The organism is Mucilaginibacter koreensis, from assembly GCF_054783355.1.
Map to the genome: position 1 here is coordinate 427,263 of NZ_BAAGQS010000001.1, position 19,003 is coordinate 446,265.

19 protein-coding genes are annotated in these 19,003 nt (G+C 42.6%); 5 read left to right on the forward strand and 14 right to left on the reverse strand.

The window, feature by feature from the left end:
• Positions 1–103: 103 nt before the first annotated feature.
• Positions 104–1,201: a DNA-processing protein DprA gene (dprA, locus tag ACYVNW_RS01940; RefSeq protein WP_460678153.1), complete on the forward strand. Its 1,098-nt coding sequence runs from the start codon at positions 104–106 to the stop codon at positions 1,199–1,201.
• Here dprA and ACYVNW_RS01945 read toward each other — a convergent pair.
• The 6 genes from ACYVNW_RS01945 to sppA form a co-directional block, all read right to left on the reverse strand.
• The gene (locus ACYVNW_RS01945) at positions 1,198–1,671 is read right to left on the reverse strand and encodes a SixA phosphatase family protein (protein WP_460678154.1); all 474 of its coding nucleotides are present in this window, start codon (positions 1,669–1,671) and stop codon (positions 1,198–1,200) included. The genes dprA and ACYVNW_RS01945 overlap by 4 nt on opposite strands.
• A 57-nt stretch (positions 1,672–1,728) precedes the next feature.
• Entirely contained in the window at positions 1,729–2,694 is a 966-nt protein-coding gene (locus ACYVNW_RS01950) for a glycosyltransferase family 9 protein (RefSeq protein WP_460678155.1), read from the reverse strand.
• An 18-nt stretch (positions 2,695–2,712) separates the two neighbouring features.
• A complete protein-coding gene (gene rfaE2 / locus ACYVNW_RS01955) occupies positions 2,713–3,207 on the reverse strand; it encodes a D-glycero-beta-D-manno-heptose 1-phosphate adenylyltransferase (RefSeq protein ID WP_460678156.1) in 495 nt (164 codons plus the stop codon).
• Positions 3,208–3,256: 49 nt separating this feature from the next.
• On the reverse strand, positions 3,257–4,246 hold the full coding sequence (gene rfaE1, locus ACYVNW_RS01960) for a D-glycero-beta-D-manno-heptose-7-phosphate kinase (protein WP_460678157.1): 990 nt from the start codon (positions 4,244–4,246) through the stop codon (positions 3,257–3,259).
• Between the two features lie 27 nt (positions 4,247–4,273).
• Positions 4,274–5,962: a helix-hairpin-helix domain-containing protein gene (locus ACYVNW_RS01965; RefSeq protein ID WP_460678158.1), complete on the reverse strand. Its 1,689-nt coding sequence runs from the start codon at positions 5,960–5,962 to the stop codon at positions 4,274–4,276.
• Positions 5,963–6,043: 81 nt separating this feature from the next.
• On the reverse strand, positions 6,044–7,804 hold the full coding sequence (gene sppA / locus ACYVNW_RS01970; RefSeq protein WP_460678159.1) for a signal peptide peptidase SppA: 1,761 nt from the start codon (positions 7,802–7,804) through the stop codon (positions 6,044–6,046).
• Positions 7,805–7,887: 83 nt separating this feature from the next.
• Here sppA and folK point away from each other — a divergent pair, with 83 nt between their 5' ends.
• Together folK and ACYVNW_RS01980 are read left to right on the forward strand one after the other, a co-directional pair.
• Positions 7,888–8,367 carry a 2-amino-4-hydroxy-6-hydroxymethyldihydropteridine diphosphokinase gene (gene folK / locus ACYVNW_RS01975; RefSeq protein ID WP_460678160.1) on the forward strand — a complete coding sequence of 160 codons (480 nt, stop codon included), beginning with the start codon at positions 7,888–7,890 and terminating at the stop codon, positions 8,365–8,367.
• Positions 8,368–8,421: 54 nt separating this feature from the next.
• Positions 8,422–8,796, forward strand: a complete 375-nt coding sequence (locus tag ACYVNW_RS01980; RefSeq protein ID WP_460678161.1) for an Hpt domain-containing protein — start codon at positions 8,422–8,424, stop codon at positions 8,794–8,796.
• Positions 8,797–8,805: 9 nt separating this feature from the next.
• On the opposite strand, the gene purS is transcribed toward ACYVNW_RS01980, so the two are convergent.
• The 3 genes from purS to rho form a co-directional block, all read right to left on the reverse strand.
• Positions 8,806–9,060 carry a phosphoribosylformylglycinamidine synthase subunit PurS gene (gene purS / locus ACYVNW_RS01985; protein WP_460678162.1) on the reverse strand — a complete coding sequence of 85 codons (255 nt, stop codon included), beginning with the start codon at positions 9,058–9,060 and terminating at the stop codon, positions 8,806–8,808.
• The gene (gene pssA / locus ACYVNW_RS01990; RefSeq protein WP_460678163.1) at positions 9,057–9,767 is read right to left on the reverse strand and encodes a CDP-diacylglycerol--serine O-phosphatidyltransferase; all 711 of its coding nucleotides are present in this window, start codon (positions 9,765–9,767) and stop codon (positions 9,057–9,059) included. Before pssA ends, purS begins: the two co-directional genes overlap by 4 nt.
• 222 nt (positions 9,768–9,989) lie before the next feature.
• Complete coding sequence (gene rho / locus ACYVNW_RS01995) at positions 9,990–11,723, reverse strand: transcription termination factor Rho (RefSeq protein WP_460678164.1); 1,734 nt, start codon at positions 11,721–11,723, stop codon at positions 9,990–9,992.
• Between the two features lie 267 nt (positions 11,724–11,990).
• Here rho and pyrF point away from each other — a divergent pair, with 267 nt between their 5' ends.
• Positions 11,991–12,824: an orotidine-5'-phosphate decarboxylase gene (gene pyrF, locus ACYVNW_RS02000; RefSeq protein ID WP_460678165.1), complete on the forward strand. Its 834-nt coding sequence runs from the start codon at positions 11,991–11,993 to the stop codon at positions 12,822–12,824.
• Between the two features lie 121 nt (positions 12,825–12,945).
• Here the strand turns inward: pyrF and ACYVNW_RS02005 are convergent, their stop codons facing one another.
• Together ACYVNW_RS02005 and ACYVNW_RS02010 are read right to left on the reverse strand one after the other, a co-directional pair.
• Positions 12,946–13,491: a pyridoxamine 5'-phosphate oxidase family protein gene (locus ACYVNW_RS02005; RefSeq protein ID WP_460678166.1), complete on the reverse strand. Its 546-nt coding sequence runs from the start codon at positions 13,489–13,491 to the stop codon at positions 12,946–12,948.
• Positions 13,492–13,581: 90 nt separating this feature from the next.
• Positions 13,582–14,487 (reverse strand): WD40 repeat domain-containing protein, encoded by a 906-nt coding sequence (locus ACYVNW_RS02010; protein ID WP_460678167.1) that lies wholly within the window; start codon positions 14,485–14,487, stop codon positions 13,582–13,584.
• Positions 14,488–14,588: 101 nt separating this feature from the next.
• Between ACYVNW_RS02010 and ACYVNW_RS02015 the strand changes: the two genes are divergently transcribed.
• Positions 14,589–15,140, forward strand: coding sequence for an acyl-CoA thioesterase (locus ACYVNW_RS02015; RefSeq protein ID WP_460678168.1), 552 nt, complete (start codon positions 14,589–14,591; stop codon positions 15,138–15,140).
• Positions 15,141–15,142: 2 nt separating this feature from the next.
• Here ACYVNW_RS02015 and ACYVNW_RS02020 read toward each other — a convergent pair whose 3' ends face one another.
• The 3 genes from ACYVNW_RS02020 to ACYVNW_RS02030 all read right to left on the reverse strand — a co-directional run bounded on the left by ACYVNW_RS02020 (position 15,143) and on the right by ACYVNW_RS02030 (position 18,937).
• A complete protein-coding gene (locus ACYVNW_RS02020; RefSeq protein ID WP_460678169.1) occupies positions 15,143–16,687 on the reverse strand; it encodes a PQQ-dependent sugar dehydrogenase in 1,545 nt (514 codons plus the stop codon).
• Positions 16,688–16,926: 239 nt separating this feature from the next.
• On the reverse strand, positions 16,927–17,964 hold the full coding sequence (locus ACYVNW_RS02025) for an aldo/keto reductase (RefSeq protein ID WP_460678170.1): 1,038 nt from the start codon (positions 17,962–17,964) through the stop codon (positions 16,927–16,929).
• 142 nt (positions 17,965–18,106) lie between these two features.
• Positions 18,107–18,937 carry an MBL fold metallo-hydrolase gene (locus tag ACYVNW_RS02030; RefSeq protein ID WP_460678171.1) on the reverse strand — a complete coding sequence of 277 codons (831 nt, stop codon included), beginning with the start codon at positions 18,935–18,937 and terminating at the stop codon, positions 18,107–18,109.
• Positions 18,938–19,003: the final 66 nt, after the last annotated feature.

Consider the following 19,003-nt stretch of genomic DNA (forward strand, 5'->3'; position numbering starts at 1 on the left):
AAACTACAAAAATAGTTTTTTATTCGTAAAGCGTTGATTTATAGTAACTAAATGTTTTTGGTGATTGTATGCCGTTAAAGCAGTATATTGTGGCTTACCTTTTATGTCACTTATCCACCAACTCGGGCTCACTTTTATCAAAGGCATTGGCGCTACATTGTCTAAAAACATTCTGAACTATTTTGGTACGCCTGAAGAAGCTTTCGCAGCGCCTAAACAGTATTTAAAGAAAGTGCCCGGTGTAGGTATGCGTGCTGATAACTTAAACTTGCAGGCTGCCTTAGACCGCGCTCAGGAAGAAGTGGCTTTTGCGGAAAAGAACGATATTGATGTCATATTCTACACAGATGACCGGTATCCTAAACGCCTTAAAAATTGTACTGATGCCCCTATACTTTTATACAGCAAGGGCAATGCGGATCTGAATAACCAGAGGGTAATCAGCGTGGTAGGTACACGCAATGCTACAGAATACGGCCGCACCTTATGCAAGCAGCTAATAGAGGATTTAAAGCCCTACAATGCTTTAATTGTAAGTGGCTTGGCTTTAGGTATTGATGTAGCCGCTCATAAAGAGAGCCTGCGCCTGGATGTGCCAACCATAGGTGTGTTAGGGCATGGGCTTGATCGCCTTTACCCGGCTCAAAATCGATTGGTGGCTGATAAGATGATTTTAAATGGTGGCTTGTTAACCGAATTTCCCTCGGGAACAAAGCCTGACCGTGAGAATTTTCCGCAACGCAACCGCATTGTGGCTGGCATGGCAGATGCTACAGTGGTAATAGAAGCCGGAATAAAAGGTGGGGCTTTAATTACGGCAGAGATTGCCAATTCATATAACCGAGATGTATATGCATTTCCAGGCCGTATAAACGATGAATACTCTGAGGGGTGTAATTTCCTTATCCGGAATCATAAAGCAGCTCTGCTTACCTGCGCTCCCGATTTGGCCTATGCATTGGGATGGGACAAGCCCGGTGATGCAAAGAAGCCTAAAAAGCAAATGATTCTGCCTATGGGGCTATCAGCTGAAGAGATGCGCATTTTTGAGTTGCTGCAACACCATGAAGCTCCGCTGGCGATAGATGACCTAACAATAAAGGCAAATATTCCACTCAGTCAACTAACCATGACCTTGCTGAATATGGAATTGCAAGGGTATATACGCTCATTACCGGGCAAAACCTACATCTTAGGTTAGTAAGGGGCGTTATACCATCTTAAAACGCCTGAATTGGCACTGATGTGCGACCAATTGTCCACTTCAAACTCTATTAACAACGCGGTGCAGGGAGGTACATCTCGTACTTCTCCGCATAGGTTGTAAAACAGATAGCTAATGCAAGGGTTATGGCCTGTAAGCGCAACAAAATCATATTCATTGTTACATTGGTTAATGATACCAAGCAATGTCTGCTCCGTAGCCTCATAGATGAGTTTGTTGTTAGTCAAATTATCTATCATTAAAGCATCTGTAAGAATATGTGCTGTAGCTTGTGCACGCAGAGCAGTACTGATCAGCCAAGCATCAGGAGTTAAAGCCGCCTGTTGAAGTTTAACAGCTAAATTTTGCGCTTGTATAATACCAGCAGCGGTTAAAGGTCTATCGAAATCATCAACACCCCTTGGATTGGCAGCTTCTGCATGGCGATTGAGTAATAATCTTTTCATCAGATTGGTAAGTTGTTGATTTAGATATAAGTATATATGAATTTGATTGATAGATATTTATGTATTTAAAAAATCAATAAGCGGTTCTTCCGGTTGATCGTTCATACATTTAAAATGCCCTAATGGACACTTCTCTGAACCAAATTTTGAACAGGGGCGGCAAGGCAGCTCTATCCCAGAAATCAGCACTTCTTTTACATGGTATGGTTGCACTCCCAGCAGTTCGGGCACTGTGCTGCCCCATACTGAGGCAATAGGGATATCAAATGCCTCGGCAATATGAGTAAGACCTGTATCAAATCCAATCAGTCTGGCAGCTTTAGATACCAAAAATACCGATTCATCTAATGTAGTGATACCACAAGCATTGTAAATTCGATCTCCCAAAGCAGCTTTAATGGCATCACCATTCTCTTTTACATCATGGCCTCCCAGTAATACTACTGGCCGCTCAACTTTACTGCATATATTAACGATTTTACTTACGGGCATGCGTTTGGTAAAGTGTGTGGCACCAATTACAAAGGCAATATAAGGTTGTTGATGCGTTGCCGGTAGCAGCGATTCTAATTGATAATTCTGCTTAATGTAATAATCAATTGGTTTACCATCGTTACTTACACCTAAAAAATTTACAGTGCTTAAATATCTGTCTACTAAGTGAGTATGTGGTACCAGGTTTAAGTTGAACTTTAAGCTTAACCACTTGCGGATCCGTTGTTTGTGATAAGTGGATGAGCGGATGCCGGTTCGGAATTTAATAATAGCCGTGCGCAAGTTACTGTGCAGGTCGATCAGGTAATCGTACTTTTCCTGTTGTATTTCTCGAATTGTATCTGCCAATTTCGGTTGTAAAAGCAGCAACTTATCCAGGTAAGGGTTCCCATCATAAATGTAACGGAAAGCCGGCTTAGTAAGAAAATGAATTTCTGCATCAGGCAACTGCAGCTTCAGGCAACGAACAACAGGGGTAGTATAAATAATGTCACCCATGGAGCTGAACCTGATAACTAATATTTTCATTTATATTAACTCCGTTAACTAACCTCGTATGCGATTGATGATGGATGTAGATGAGTATCCCTCAACAAAGTTAATGGTTTTCACCTCGCCTCCATTAGCTTGCACTTCCGGGGCACCCACAATCTTATCTATGGTATAATCGCCGCCTTTAACCAATATGTCAGGCAGCAAAGTTGTAATCACCTCATATGGGGTATCTTCATCAAACACTACAATGGCATCTGTAAATAGCATTGCAGCCAGCAGCAAACTTCTGCTCTGCTCATTATTAACAGGCCGGTTAGGACCCTTTAACCGTTGAACAGATTGATCAGCGTTTAAGCCTATAACCAATTTGTCGCCTAACTCGGCAGCTTTAGCCAGATAAGTAATATGCCCGGTATGCAATAAATCGAAACATCCGTTGGTAAATACAATTCTACAACCTTCGCCTTTCCATTTAGTAACTTGTTCTTTAAGTTGTGGAAGCGTAAAGATTTTATTTAATATTCGCGTTTCAATTTCTTTGGGCATAATAACATTAATTAAAGGTATGAGCCATAGTAGAGTTAGCGCGCCGCATTTATTTATTCTGGTTGCGGATTACGTCATCTAAAATCTCATTTAGAGTTGTGGTAGCACTACCAACGCGCCGTATCACAATTGCTGCAGCATGGTTAGCCAATTCGCAGCTGTCCTGTAAATTCAAGCCTGCAGCCATAAAGTAAGCCATGGTAGCCAGTACGGTATCACCGGCGCCGGTTACATCAAATACTTCTGTTGCTTTTACAGGCAACAGTTTGTAAGTAAGTTCGTCTACAATGGCCATTCCTTCTTCAGATAATGTGACCACCAGGTATTCAATGTCTGTTTGTTGAAACAGGCCCTTGGCCGCTTGCTGTAACTCTTCAATATTGCTAATGCGTGCACTCTTGGTAGCTTCGGTGAGTTCTTTACGGTTGGGTTTAATTAGATATACACCTTTATATTTGGAATAGTCTAAACCCTTCGGATCAACAATTACCTTTTTGCCTTGCCGGTTTGTTTCCTTAATAATGCGCTGGGTAAGTGAAGGCGAAAACAGCCCTTTGTTATAGTCAGAAAACAATACCATATCTGCCCTTTCAATACAACCCCTTAGTGTTTCGAGCATGTTGTCTTCCAGCGTTGCGTTTATGGCATCAGTCACCTCACGGTCTATACGTACCAGCTGGTGACTGCCGGCCAGCACGCGGGTTTTAATTGTTGTAGGCCGGCTTTCATCTGGCAGGATGGCGCAGGTATCAATACCTTCTGCTTGCAATAAGGAGGTGAGCTGCTGGCCCGAAATATCATTACCAATAATGCCTGATAGGGTAACATTGGCGCCCAGCGAAATCAGGTTCTGAGCCACATTGGCCGCACCACCTAAAGTAGTTGATTCGTTTTTAACATTCACTACTGGTACCGGAGCCTCTGGCGACAGGCGGGTGGCATCGCCCCAGATGTAGTGGTCAATCATCAGGTCGCCAATTACCAATAGTTCGGGTTTTTTATTTGCGTCAATAATGGCGCTCAGTTTTTCAGCAAGCATGTAAGAGCAGGATAGATGTGATTAAGGTTATATCGTAATTTTAGATTTTTTGTTTTCAAAAGCTGCTTTTACCTCGGCCAAGGGCAAAGCATTAAAGCAATTTTTAATTTGCAAGCCTGCTTTGCGGGCTACATAAATGCCGTATTGCATATCGGCGAAACCTTCTACACGGTGGGCATCGGGGTTGATGGACAATAGTACACCTTTATCTACCGCGTAACGGCACCAGCGCCAGTCTAAATCCAGGCGTAAAGGATTGGCATTAATTTCAATAATTACATTGTTGGCGGCACAAGCATCAATTACTTTTGCATAATTAATGGGGTAGCCACGGCGGCTCAACAATAATCTACCTGTAGGATGCCCCAACATTGTGGTATAAGGATTTTCAATGGCTTTAATTAAACGTGCTGTAGCTTTCTCTTCATCCATTTTTAAATTAGAATGCACAGATGCTACAATAAAATCAAATCGCTGTAATATATCGTCCGGGTAATCCAGCGAACCATCGTTCAGGATATCTGATTCAATGCCTTTAAAAATGCGGAAACCCTCGCCGAAAGTTTTGTTTAATTTGTCAATTTCTTCATGCTGCTGCAATACCCGCTCCGCGCTGAGGCCATTCGCATAAAATGCGCTTTTGCTGTGATCGCATACGCCTAAGTATTCAAGGTTGAGCTGTTCTTTACAATACAGCGCCATTTCCTTTAAGGTATTGATACCATCACTATAATTGGTATGGTTATGCAATGTTCCTTTCAAGTCGTGATAATTAATTAGAACCGGCAAAGCATTGCGCGAGGCTTCATCAATAAATGCTGTACCATTGCGCAATTCAGGCGGCATCCATTCCAAGCCTGCTTTTTTATATACCAGCTCCTCGCTTACCGGTTGATCTATTTCATCGGTAAACCGTTCTGATACCGCGGCCACATGCTCGGCATCTCCTGTTTGTAAAAACAGTTCTTTATAATAATTCCGCTTCTCTACTATCGTTATACTTACAGGAACTCCATTATCTGTATATCCTTTTATTTTGCCGTTTTCGAGGGCAGCGTGTTGCAGTATATCTGTTTCGGATAGTGATTGTAAACCCAACTCACAATCGCGCGTACCTATTAGTACACACAATTCTGATAAAATTTCGTCGTAACGGCGGTATCCTCCCGTAAAAGTTTTCAGGCTTTCAGGAAACATGGCTTTAATTTGCCCCATCAGGTACTGGGCTTCAGGTTCAACCTGTGCATACAGGAATTTACCATTATTCGCCATTCTGAATTCAATAAGCCGGCGTATTTCATCCTGCGTTTTGGCGCCAAAGCCTTTGGCTTTTACCAAACGGTTTTCATTACAGGCGTAATACAGCTCACCAATGTTCTCAATACCCAGCTCGTGCCATATAGTGGCTACCTTTTTAGGGCCGATGCCTTTAATGCGCAGCATTTCTACTACGCCTTCAGGGGTTTGATTTAATAAATCTTCGAGCTCTGTAAGGGTTCCTGATTTAAGCAGTTCATCTATTTTTGCAGCAATACTTTTGCCTATGCCTTCAATCTGATCCAGTTCCTCCAGTGATTTGCCTTCGAGAGGATAGGGTAACTTATCTACTTTAAAAGCAGCATTGGCTACAGATTTAATTTTAAAAGCATTTTCATTATGCAGTTCCATTAGTTGCGATAACAGGCGGAGTGTACGTGCTATGGTTTTATTTTCCATAAAGGTAGATTGTGCTGAGCGGGTAAAAATACAAAAGCCGCTTATAGTAAAGCGGCTTTTGCTATAAGTTGTTTGAAATTCTTATTTGATGCTGATGGTGTATGGCATCCGGGCTTGTGGAATGCGTACCATTTTCTTTAAACTTTGCAGTTGTTCATAGTAGTGATAATCATCACCCAGTTCTGATTGCAGCATGTGCGTTTTAATCTTCACATTCAAATCATCACTGGCTTGGCCAAATATGCCTTTTTGCTTCGGATAGGCCGATAGTGTATAATCTTTAACCCCCGCTTTTTTTGCAGCAGAAACGATAGCATCGTTGATGTTACCCAAGCGGTCAACCAAGCCAATTTTGAGGGCTTGGGTACCGGTCCATACCCGGCCCTGGCCAATACTGTTGATGTAAGCCTGGGTTTTATGGCGTCCTTCGGCCACAATTTTGGTAAAGTCATCGTATCCGCGGTTCACCTGGTTTTGCAAAATCAGGCGTTCATCTGCTGTTAACGGGCGGGTAATGTCACCCAGATCGGCATATTTTCCGGTTTTTACGCCGTCAACAGTTACACCCAATTTGTCATTTAAAAAATGTTGCAGGTTAGGCAATATGGCAAAAATGCCAATGGAGCCGGTTATAGTGTTGGGTTGTGCAAAAATGGAGTCGGCTGCACAAGAGATGTAATAACCTCCGGATGCTGCATAATCACCCATAGAAACAATTACTGGTTTAACTTTACGGGTGAGTACCACCTCGCGCCAGATGGTATTGGAAGCCAACGAACTGCCGCCCGGAGAATTTACACGAAAAACCACTGCTTTCACATCGTCATCCAAGCGCACTTTGCGCAAAGCAGCTGAGATGGTTTCCGAACCGATGCTGTTGTCATCGCCTTCGCCGCCGTTAATTTCGCCTGAGGCATAAACTACAGCAATCTGATTTTTGGCTGAAGTTTTATCGTCGTCATCAGCTTTTTTGTCGTTACCTTTATCATAGTCGGCCAGCTCTACATTATGCAAGTCTTTTTTCTCAGTAATACCGGTGCGTTGCTTAAGTTCAGCCAATACTTCATCTTTATACTTGAGCCCGTCTACCAATTTATATTTTAAAGCGTCTTCGGGATACTGAATTTTTAACTGATTGGCAATGCTGAACAGGCTGTCTTTATTTACATGGCGTGCTGTGCTGATGTTGGTCAGAAAGTGATCGTACATAGAACCCAGATAGGAGGATACCTGTTGCCGGTTAGCGTCACTCATCTTATTCAGGAAAAATGGTTCAACAGCACTCTTATAAGTACCTACTTTAATAATCTGTGCCTCAATGCCCAGTTTATCCAAAGCACCTTTAAAAAAGGTAATTTGTGAACTAAAGCCGCCAAAATCAAATATACCTTTTGGGTTCAGGTAAACTTTATCGGCTACGGAAGCCAAATAGTAAAAGCTTTGCGTATAAGTTTCTGAATAGGCAATAATAAACTTACCCGATTTTTTGAAATCAATTAAAGCATTACGTATTTCTTCGGTGGTGGCCTCACCACTTACACTGCTTTCGTCAATATATATACCTTTAATATGATCATCTGATTTGGCCTTTTTGATATCGGCCAAAATAGCGTTCAAGCCAATTGACTTATCGCCTAAATTTAAGAAATCCAGTCCCGCAAAAGGGTTGTCGGGTTTGCGCTCAACAACAGGTTTGTCTAATTTTAAGTGTAATACTGAGTTGTCCTCTACATCTTTGCTATCTCCGCTGGGAATGAGCGCTACAACAATGAGGATAAAAACGATAAAACAAGCAATAATACCAACGATGGTGGCGAGTACAAATTTGAAAAATTGTTTCATTAACGTGCTTAAATGCTTTAACTATGCAAACTTAATATTCGGTGTGTATTTTAGAGCCCGGCGGGATATAATTGTTACAACAGATGAATACAATTTATTTGCTATTAGGAAGTAACCTCGGCAACCGCCAACTGTTTTTGCAGCAGGCTATTAAATATATAGCAGAAAAGGTAGGAGCCGTAATACAGCAATCGTCTTTATACGAAACACAAGCATGGGGCAATACTGAAACCTCTGATTATTTAAATCAGGTGCTGAAAGTAGAATCTTTTTTAACGGCTACAGATGCATTGCAGCAAGTGTTAAACATTGAAACGGAACTGGGGCGTGAGCGACAAGAGAAGTGGGGCGCAAGGGTGATTGATATTGATATATTATTTTACAATCAAGATATTATTCATACCTCAAATTTAATTATACCACACCCGCACTTGCACGAGCGGCGGTTTACCCTGGAACCGCTGGCCGAAATAGCCCCTGAATTGCTACATCCTCTATTTAAAAAAAATATTTTATCGCTAAAAGAGAATTTGAGTGATGCTTTGATTGTGAAAAAATTATAAATTTGGTGTTCGAAACCAATATTTATTCACCTTTACATAAATAATAACCTAATAATGCCTGATTATAGCGCTCCTAATTTAGATTTGACTTTTTTATATGAAATTGCTGATGGCAGTAATGAATTTATTGTGGAATCAATTGATATGTTTTTACAACATACCCCAGCGCTATTACAGGAAATAAATGAAGCTATTGCAGCCGCTAACTGGCCGGTAGCTGCCGCCGCCGCACATAAACTCAAGCCTAACCTGGGCTTTTTTGGTATGCTTGACAGCCAGGCGCTTGCTCAGGAGGTAGAATACATGGCTAAAACCGGCAGCCCGGATGCCGGCACTTTACAATCTAAATTCCAAGACCTCAACAGTGGTTTGCAAGGTAACCTGAATAAATTGAACCAAATTAAAACGGAAGCCGAAGCTCAGCTGTAACAGCCGGGCTTAGGCCTGATGGAGAGTAAAACTATAGCTTTCCATAATTAAGTTAGCCAAAAGGCTTTTACAGGCCTGTTCCACTTTAGCAGAAGCATCAGCTTCAGTTTCAGCTTCAATTTCTAAAGAAACATGCTTGCCGATACGTACGTTCTGAATTTCGCCTAAGCCTAAATTCTTCATACTTCCGGTTACTGCCTTACCTTGCGGATCAAGAATTTCTTTTTTTGGCATTACATCAATCTCGGCCTGAAACTTCATCATTTTGCTAATCTAAGTTGAATAATGGATAGCACTATATACATGGCTATCACTATCGGTACGGCGGCAAATTTAAAAAATAGAATTAAAATTGCCGAAAACAGCAGGAGTAAATAACGGTAAATATTTTTGCTGCTATCGCGGCTTTTGAATTTTAGCGACATCAGGGGCAACTCCACCACCAGCAGGAAGCACATCAGCATTACAAAGAATGCCAGAAAGTAAGGATTTAATATATAATCGCGCCAAAGCAAGGGATAATCTTTTACAATTATAGGGAATGAAGCGATTAGGATGGCATTAGCCGGGGTAGGCAAACCGATAAAACTTTCAGTCTGGCGCTCATCGTTGTTGAATTTGGCCAGCCGCAGGGCTGAAAATACCGGGATGAGGAAAGCTGCAAAATTCAAATACTCGCTTACGTTATTGATTTGCGGTGCCTGCAAAAACAATTCATATAGTATTACTGATGGCAATACGCCAAAACTTACCATATCGGCCAGTGAGTCTAAATCTTTACCGATGTAAGAGAAGGATTGCAATACACGCGAAGCCAGGCCATCAAAGAAGTCGAATATGGCGGACAGAAATATACAATAAGCGGCAAAAATAAGGTTATCCTGAAAAGCTAATACAATGCCAATACAACCACTGAACAAATTAGCACAAGTAATGGCATTGGGCACATGTTTTCTTACACGTTTCTGCATCGGCCCTAAAGGTAGCAGATAATAATTAAAATAAGATGAACTTATTGAAAAGCTAATCCTATTCTAATGGTATGTGGTGAACAGGCGAGGCATAAAACAAAAATGTCATCTCGATTGCAGCGAGAAACCTTCTTCGGTTGCTCGGCCATAACAGACCGGCGCGGTGATGAAGCTTTCTCGCTATTGCTCGAAATGACAAATGCGGAAATTACTTTTATCGTTTTATGAGTTCATTGAAATCAAAAACTCTTCGTTTGATTTGGTACCCCTGATTTGTGCCAGCAAGAATTCCATAGCTTCCTGAGAATTCATATCAGCCAAATGATTACGTAATACCCAAACACGGCGTAAGGTTTCACGCTCTTGTAACAAATCATCGCGGCGGGTACTTGATGCTGTAATATCAATAGCCGGGAAGATGCGTTTGTTAGACAGTTTACGATCCAGTTGCAACTCCATATTACCGGTACCTTTAAACTCTTCAAAGATAACTTCGTCCATTTTCGAACCGGTATCAGTAAGGGCTGTGGCAATAATAGTTAATGAACCACCATCCTCAATATTACGTGCTGCACCAAAGAAACGCTTGGGTTTATGCAGGGCGTTAGCATCCACACCACCAGACAGTATTTTACCTGATGCAGGTGCAACAGTATTATATGCACGGGCTAAACGAGTAATAGAATCCAGCAGGATGACTACGTCGTGTCCGCATTCTACCATGCGTTTGGCCTTTTCCAATACAATGTTGGCAATTTTTACGTGGCGCTCGGCCGGCTCATCGAAAGTAGATGATACTACTTCGGCACGTACGCTGCGGGCCATATCGGTTACCTCCTCAGGGCGCTCGTCAATGAGCAGGATAATCAGGTATACTTCAGGGTGGTTTTTAGCAATAGCATTGGCCACATCTTTCAGTAATACGGTTTTACCGGTTTTAGGCTGAGCCACAATCAAACCGCGCTGACCTTTACCAATAGGTGAGAACAGGTCCATAATGCGGGTTGAGTAGTTGCTGCCTTCGGTAAACAGATTCAAACGTTCTGATGGGAATAGTGGCGTTAAGTGGTCAAAAGGCACACGATCGCGCACTTGTGCAGGCTGGCGGCCGTTGATGGCTTCAACACGTACCAGTGGGAAGTACTTTTCGCCTTCTTTCGGTGGACGTATACTGCCTCTAACCGTATCACCTGTTTTTAAACCAAACAGCTTAATCTGCGATTGTGATACATAAATATCATCCGGAGAAGTCAGGTAATTATAATCAGACGAGCGCAGGAAGCCATATCCGTCAGGCATAATTTCCAGCACGCCTTCGTTAACTATTACGTTATCGAAGTCCAGGTTAATAGCCGGTTCTTGTTGCTGCTGTTGCTGATTTCTTTGCTGTTGCTGCGGGCGGTTATTTTCTTTAGGCTGGCCGTTACCATTGTTGTTAAACCGGCGTTCAAACTGTTGCGGGCGTTGCTCCGGCGCTGCAGTATTTTGTACCGCGGCCTGCGCTTGTGCAGCCTGTGCTGCTAATTTTTCGGCAATGGTTTCACCCGGTTCAGCTGCTGTGGCAGTAGCTTCGGCAGCTGCAGCAGCAGGTTCTGGCTGAGTTTCGGCTTCCGGAGCAGCATCAAATAAGTTGGTTGTGTTGGTATCTTCTACCGCCGTTTGTGGCGCTGCAGCTTTCGGTTTTAAAGTGCGCGTTCTTTTACGCGGTTTATCTGCTTCGGCATTGTCGGCAGCAGGTTCATCGGCAGCAGCGGGGGCAGGTGTATTGGCGTTGGTATATGATTGTTCTAAAACGTTTTGTTGCTGGCGTGCAGTTTCAATTAATTGCTCTTGTTCAACAATGCGCGAAATTAATTGTGGCTTGCGTAATTCATCAGCTTCGGTTATACCTAAGTTTTTTGCTATCTGGCGCAGCTCAGGCACAAGCTTGTCATTCAATTCTAATGTATCAGGCATGAGTCGGATAATGAGTCCAAAAAATATTAATTATTGTATGGAAATGTTTTGCAGGATCACTGCGGTTATTAACTTGAGATGTATATAAAACAACGTGGGATTTTTAAACTTTCGCCGGAACCGGAGAAAAGACTTAAAAGGAAACGCTGTAAAAATAGCTAATTAATTTCACAACAACAAATTCATGAAAAATTAACTACAGTATCGTAACACTACGCTTAAATTTTAGTTTTTTTGAAACGAAAATATTTATTCTTTTTTACTGCAATGTTAAATTACGAGCAACTGGTAGCACAAATTAAGCAAAAACGATCTTTCTTATGTGTGGGCTTAGATACTGATCCGGCAAAATTACCCGCCTGTTTAAAGCATTATCCCGATCCGGTACTGGAATTTAACAAGCGTATCATTGATGCTACTCAAGATTTATGTGTAGCTTACAAGCCCAACGCTGCTTTTTACGAGAGCCGCGGTATGGTTGGCCTGCAGAGCTTGATAGGCACTTATCAGCATCTGCCAAAAAATTGTATCAGTATTATTGATGCGAAACGTGGAGATATAGGCAACACCAGCAGCCATTATGCCAAAGCCTTTTTTGATGAAGCGGCTACCGGAATGGGTTTTGATGCCATTACCATTACGCCTTATATGGGGCACGACAGTATAACACCATACTTAGCATATGAGGGCAAGTGGATTATCATTCTGGCGCTCACATCATCCGTTGGCAGCCGCGATTATCAATACCTGGAAACCAATGAAGGGTTATTGTATGAAGCTGTCATCAAAAAGGCGAATACTTTGGCTGGCTCCAATTGCCTGATGTATGTAGTGGGGGCAACCAAAAGCGAAGAATTTACACATATACGTAAAATAGCGCCTGATAACTTTTTACTGGTGCCTGGCGTAGGTGCCCAGGGAGGAAGTTTAGAGGACGTTTGCCGTTACGGTATGACTGCTGATTGTGGTTTGCTGGTTAACGCCTCACGTTCAATTTTATATGCCTCAAGCGGTGATGACTTTGCGGAAGTGGCAAGGGCCGAAGCGGTGAAATTGCAGCAGCAAATGGAGGGAGAGTTAAAAAAGGCTGGAATAATTTAAGACTTTTCATAAAATTAAAATGTCATTCTGAGCAACATCGAAGAACCTGTACACTTGTTAGCTTAAGTATAGGTTCTTCGATGTTGCTCAGAATGACAAAGTGATTTAAAGTTATGATGCCTTAATCCTTCTCTACATCTATTTTGCCTTCAATAGAGTCATCTAAAGTTTTACCAATTACGGCGCCAACGGCTTGTTTTACCATAGCTACGGCGTTGCCATGTTTCGTATCCCAATAGTAGCCTTCGGTTGGTTCTACTTTAACCACCGTGATGCGTGGGTCATCTTCACCCTCGGTAAACCAGGTTTTTAATACCGGCTGCCACAGTTCTTTAATTTTTTGTTTGTCTTCGCTGATGCTGGCAATGCCGTATATATTCAAAAAATCTGAATGGGCCGAACCCTGGAACAACAGGTGTACAAATGGATCATGGGTTAGTTCGTCGTTTTTGTGGCTGTCTTTGCTGCTCAAAAACCAAAAATTACCCTCGTCATCTACCTTTTGTACAGCCATAGGGCGGGTAGAAAAAGGAATACCGGTTTTAATATTGCTACAAAAAAAACAGGTTTCGGCTTTAGCTACCAGTTCCTGTATTTTCTTAACGCCCTCGGCGTCATGCAAATCTTTATAGTTGTCTTCGGGCTGTTGCTGATTGATGCTGTCCATAGATATGTTTTAAATAGTTAGTGTAAAATATTAAAACCGATTTATGGGCCGTTTGTGTGGAAGTAAGGCTTAAAAATTACTTAACATGTATTAAAATTCGCTTATCTCCCATAGGATGATTCGTTTATCATCACCTGTTGATATTAGCCTGTTTTCATCCCAGGCCAGTTTATTTACCGAAAGCTGGTGGGCAGCGTAGCCTTTTTCGCGACTGATGATTTTATACAATTTGAAATCATTTATCCCCCATATTTTAATGCTTTTATCCATGCTTGCGGTAGCTGCATAAGGTAGGGTAGGGTGGCAAAGGATATGATTGATAGCATATAAGTGTGCGGGGACAGATTGAACAAGCTGATGTGTGCTTACATCCCAAACCTTTAATTGGGCATCGCGGCCGCCCGATAATAAATAACGGCCATCAGGCGTATACTGAACGCTGAATACCGCCATAGTATGATTGTTTAAAGTAGCCTGGTGACTGTAATCAGCAAGATTGTAAACCTGAATGGATTGATCACGGCAACCAAATGCTACCTGCTGTTCGTCAAATGATATAGCAATACTGCGCACTGTATCTATTGATACCCGGATAATATGTAGCAACTGTAAGGTTTCTAAGCTCCAAACAGAAATTGAGCCATCTTCTGAAGCAATTAATATCTCTTTTTTTCCGGGGGCGGATTTGATATCGAATATCGGCTTTTGATGCTTTTTTAATGTAGCGATGATCTTTTGTTGTATAAAATCGAACACCAACACATCGCCGTTACGTAAACCAGTCATCATTAATGGAAAGTCAACTAGGCAATGGATGGCATAAATGCTGGCCGTTACCGGGAACATCACCTTTATAAAAGTATTGCTTTTTAAGCTCCATTCTACCAAACCTTTATCATTGCCGCCGCTGAATAATATTCCCGGTTTTTGCGAAAGTTCGAGCGCAAAAATGGGGTTGCTATGGCCGGTTAATTCGGTGATTTTTTCTGCTTTCATAGTAAATACGAAATAACTAAATATTGCCTGATATTGACCTGTGTGTTTACAAATAGTGATATAAATTGGGTTTATTATATTTACCACAAAACCTGATACACATGGATGGCTATAAAACTGTAAACAGCTCGCGCACCACATTAACCGAACTCATGATTCCTTCTTACTCCAATTTTGGCGGCAAGATACATGGTGGCATTATCATGAGCCTGATGGATAAAGTGGCGTATGTATGTGCTGCCAAGCACGCCGAAACGTATTGTGTAACGGCTTCTGTAGATGCCATAAACTTTATGGCACCGGTAGAAGTGGGCGAAATGGTATCATTAATGGCTTCAGTTAACTACGTAGGCGGTTCTTCATTGGTCATTGGCATAAGGGTAGAATCTGAAAATATACGAACCAAAGAGGTAAAGCATACCAATTCCAGCTATTTCACCATGGTGGCCATGGGCGATGACCACCGCCCTGTACAAGTACCCGGATTGATACTGCAATCGCAGCTTGAGGTTAAGCGATTTTACGAAGCTTATCACCGTAAGGAACTCCGCAAATACTATAATCAGGAAGAAGCCCGTGTAAAAGCGGATTATGAAATTGCTGAATCTATGGAACTCATTAAAAATGAGAAGTGTATCATCAATTTTAGCTAAACTCAGTCCTTCGGCTTTAAATAAGGGGCCTTTACTTTAACAGGGCGTTCTGCTGGTTCTTCGTGACCGCCGCTTTGATAAGTAAACTCCAGGATGCAACCTCTGCAACTGCTCTTTTGAGGATTGCTTTCTGTAGGGCCGGAAGAGATAGAAGAGCTATCCACTGCTAAATAAATTTTCCGCCCATCCGGAGATAAGGCAATATCACGGTAGCGCGAATTACTTTTAAAATAATTGATAGTATCGCTTATTACCTTTTCACCATCAGCGCTTAGTTTTAAGCGTACCAATTGTTTTCCTTTTAAAGCCGGAAGCAACAGCGAATTTTGCCAGCCCGGAATAGCTGATGCGGTATACACTGCAATGCTGCTTGGCGCCTCGGATGCCCACTCGCCATTGTCGCCGCCTTGTATCTTTTTGAATAACCCCTTTAAAAAATCAGCAGAATTAGGATATAATGTTTTTAACGGATTGCGGTAAGTAGTACCCATGGCCTTAGCAGTGGCTTGTTCGTTTTTAATTAAAGGATAGGTAGTATGCCATTTGCCCGGTAAGCTTTCATGATCTGATACGCCTGCTGCCAGGCCATTGTAGTTGCCATCAGCATAGCCAATAATCAGCGGGTGACCGTAGTTTTTGCCCTTCTCAATTAAATTCACCTCATCATCAGAAAATGGACCGTGTTCTGATGAATAGATATGTTCTGCGCCATTGATAACCGCATAAGCCAGTCCTTGTGGATTGCGATGACCATAACTATATACCGCATTTTGTGTTTTGGTGTTAAATGGATTATCATTCGGTATCCATGCATCAAAGCCGGTTTCCTGTGCATCGGGTTCAACATTAAAGCGAAGTATTTTCCCTTCGTAGCTGCTGGGTTGCTGGGCATGATTGGGGCGACCGGCGTTGCCAAACTGCCCTGCACCCAAATCGCCGATACTATAAAATAGGTAAGGTTTGCCATTTATGGGCGCAATCAACAGTCGCCCTCCGTTATGGTCGCTGCTGTTGGGTATAGTATCGCATAGTATGGTTGGTTTCACCAGTTTTTGGGTACTTATATTATAAGTGTAACGTACTATTTTGGTGGTGAAATAATATCCGCCAAAGTTGGGCTTGCCACCATCTCCTTTTTCGTTGGCACCACTAAACTGATACACATATACCAGGTATACATAGGGCTTTCCGCTCAGTAGCTGTGGGTGCAGCGCCATGCCCATTAAGCCACCTTGGGGCCAGGGTTTGCCGCCTGCTTCTTTGGGCAGCTTATCATATCGAGGGAATTGCCGCTCAGTCGTTAAATCCAGCAATACTGTTTTTTGTCCGCTTACCGGGTTTATGCGACTTACCTGATAACCACGGGCCTCGGTTACCCATAGGTAGTGATCGGGGCCGTAAGTAACTTCCCAGGGATCACTCAAGCGGTCGGCTACTACTTTTACTGTAAATTGCTCTCTCCGTGGTCCCTGTAATTGTTGAGCTGATAGAAAGTTGATGCTAACCGTAAGTAGTATGCTGAACAAGAAAAGTAACTTTTGCTTCATGGTTAAAAATCAACATAAAGCAAAGGTGGATTGTTCTCAATAAAACGACCGAATTGGTAATTGGCTGTTCGCGAAAGTTGTTATTTTGACCGAGGTAATAAGGTTTCTCTATTGATACAACATGCTAAACCATTTTGTCATTGTGAGCGATAGCGTGGCAACCGCACGGAGACATCTGCGCCTCTGTATAGTAAGCGGTCGCTACGCTATCGCTCGCAATGACAAGTTTTAAACTGAATTTATTTTTTATAAAAATCCAGAGGCGGAACCAATCTCGGGTTTTGGCGCTGATGCCAGTAAGGGTATATTGGAGGCAGTTCACTTGCTTTATCCAATTTATTTACCTGATCGGTGGTTAAGTTCCAGCCTGTTGCAGCTAAGTTTTGTTTTAGTTGCTCTTCATTGCGCGCACCAATAACGAGGTTGACTACCGTTGGGCGTTGCAATAACCAGTTTAAGGCAACCTGTGCTACTGTTTTACCGGTCTCTGCGGCTACTTCGTCCAATGCATCCACAATGTTATACAGGTGCTCAAAGTTGGTAGCTGGACCATGGCTGCCGCCCTGGCTGATTCTTGAACTCTCTGGTATGGGTTGCCCGCGGCGAAATTTACCACTGAGCTGACCGGATGATAAGGGGCTCCACACAATGGTGCCTATTCCTTCTTTTAAGCCAAGTGGCATCAATTCCCATTCAAACTCACGGTTAAGTAACGAATAATAAGCCTGATGACCGACATATTTAGACCAGCCGTAACGTTCAGATACGGATAAAGATTTCATGAGGTGCCAGCCTGAAAAGTTAGAACATGCAATGTAACGTACCTTGCCGGTCGTAATTAGATCATCCAAAGCCCGCAAGGTTTCTTCTACCGGGGTAGTGGCATCAAAGCCGTGCATGTGGTAAATATCTATATGGTCGGTGCCTAAACGGCGCAAACTGTCATCACAAGCTTTAATAAGGTGATAACGTGATGAGCCGTAATCATTTTCACCGTCGCCTGCGGTAAAAGTGGCCTTGGTAGAAATGAGTACCTCGTTGCGCAAACCCTGTAGTGCTTTACCTAAAATCTCTTCGGATAAACCGCGCGAATACGTATCGGCTGTGTCGAATAAGTTAACCCCTGCATCGAGGCATAAACGTACCAGTTGTTTGGCTTCATCTAACTGGGTATCTCCCCAGGCTTTAAAAAATTGGTTGCCGCCGCCAAAGGTAGCAGTGCCGAAGCTTAATACCGGTATGCGCATACCGGAAGCGCCTAATTGTCTGTATTCCATAAAAGGGTGTTTAGATGTAATGCTGTATATCAGCAATGACAACAAAGCTCACTTTCTGTTGGAATAATTTAGACTAAGAATTGAATAATGACGGGAACTTGACTTCCTGTTGCATCTCAATACCATGAAAGATAGTAGCGGCTTAAAACAATGAGTACTGCTGCGGTAATAATTGCACCGGAGGCGCAGTTAACGTAACATGATGATAGCCGCTGCGCTGTATATGATAAACGGCGCTTTCCTGATAACGGGAGGCCACTACAACTTTCGTATCACCGGCATGAGCATCAAATAATTTCTGAACTAAATCGGGACAATTGTTTTCTTTGGATAAGTGGGCTAATAGTAAATGGCTTAGATAGGGTGCTCGGTAGGCTTTGAATAATTCCAGCGCCTGCCGGTTGGAGAGGTGCCCTTTGCCGCCGCTGATGCGACGCTTTAAATGGAAAGGGTATTTGCCGCCGTGCAACATATGCTCATCATAATTAGCTTCTAAGATTGCAGCATGGCACTGGCTGAAATGCTCAAGCAGGTTAGTGCAGGGTACGCCAATATCTGTAAATACACCTACAGTAACGCCATCGCAGCTCACGGTGAAACTATGTGGTTCGGCCGCATCGTGGTGTTTTAAAAATGCAGCAACCGTTAAGCTGCCTATGGTAAAAAGTTTATCATCAGGAAAAATGCGGGCATCTTCCAGCTCAAGCCGACCCCACATTTGGGTACGTGGTGTAATGTAAACCGGTAAGCTGTATTTTTTTGCTAGCACGGTTAACCCGCGTATATGGTCTGAGTGTTCGTGCGATATGAAAATGGCTTTTACTTTTAGCATAGAAAGCCCAAGGCGCTGCATGCGTTTTTCTACCTCGCGGCACGAAATTCCAACATCAACCAGCACTGCATCCTTACTGTTACCCACATAATAACAGTTACCATTACTTCCAGAATTTAACGAGGCAATAAACAACGACATCCGCTTGCAAAGTAACCAGTTTTCGGTGAAAGTTTAAGCGGGTGCCGAATCAAAAATTTTTAATCT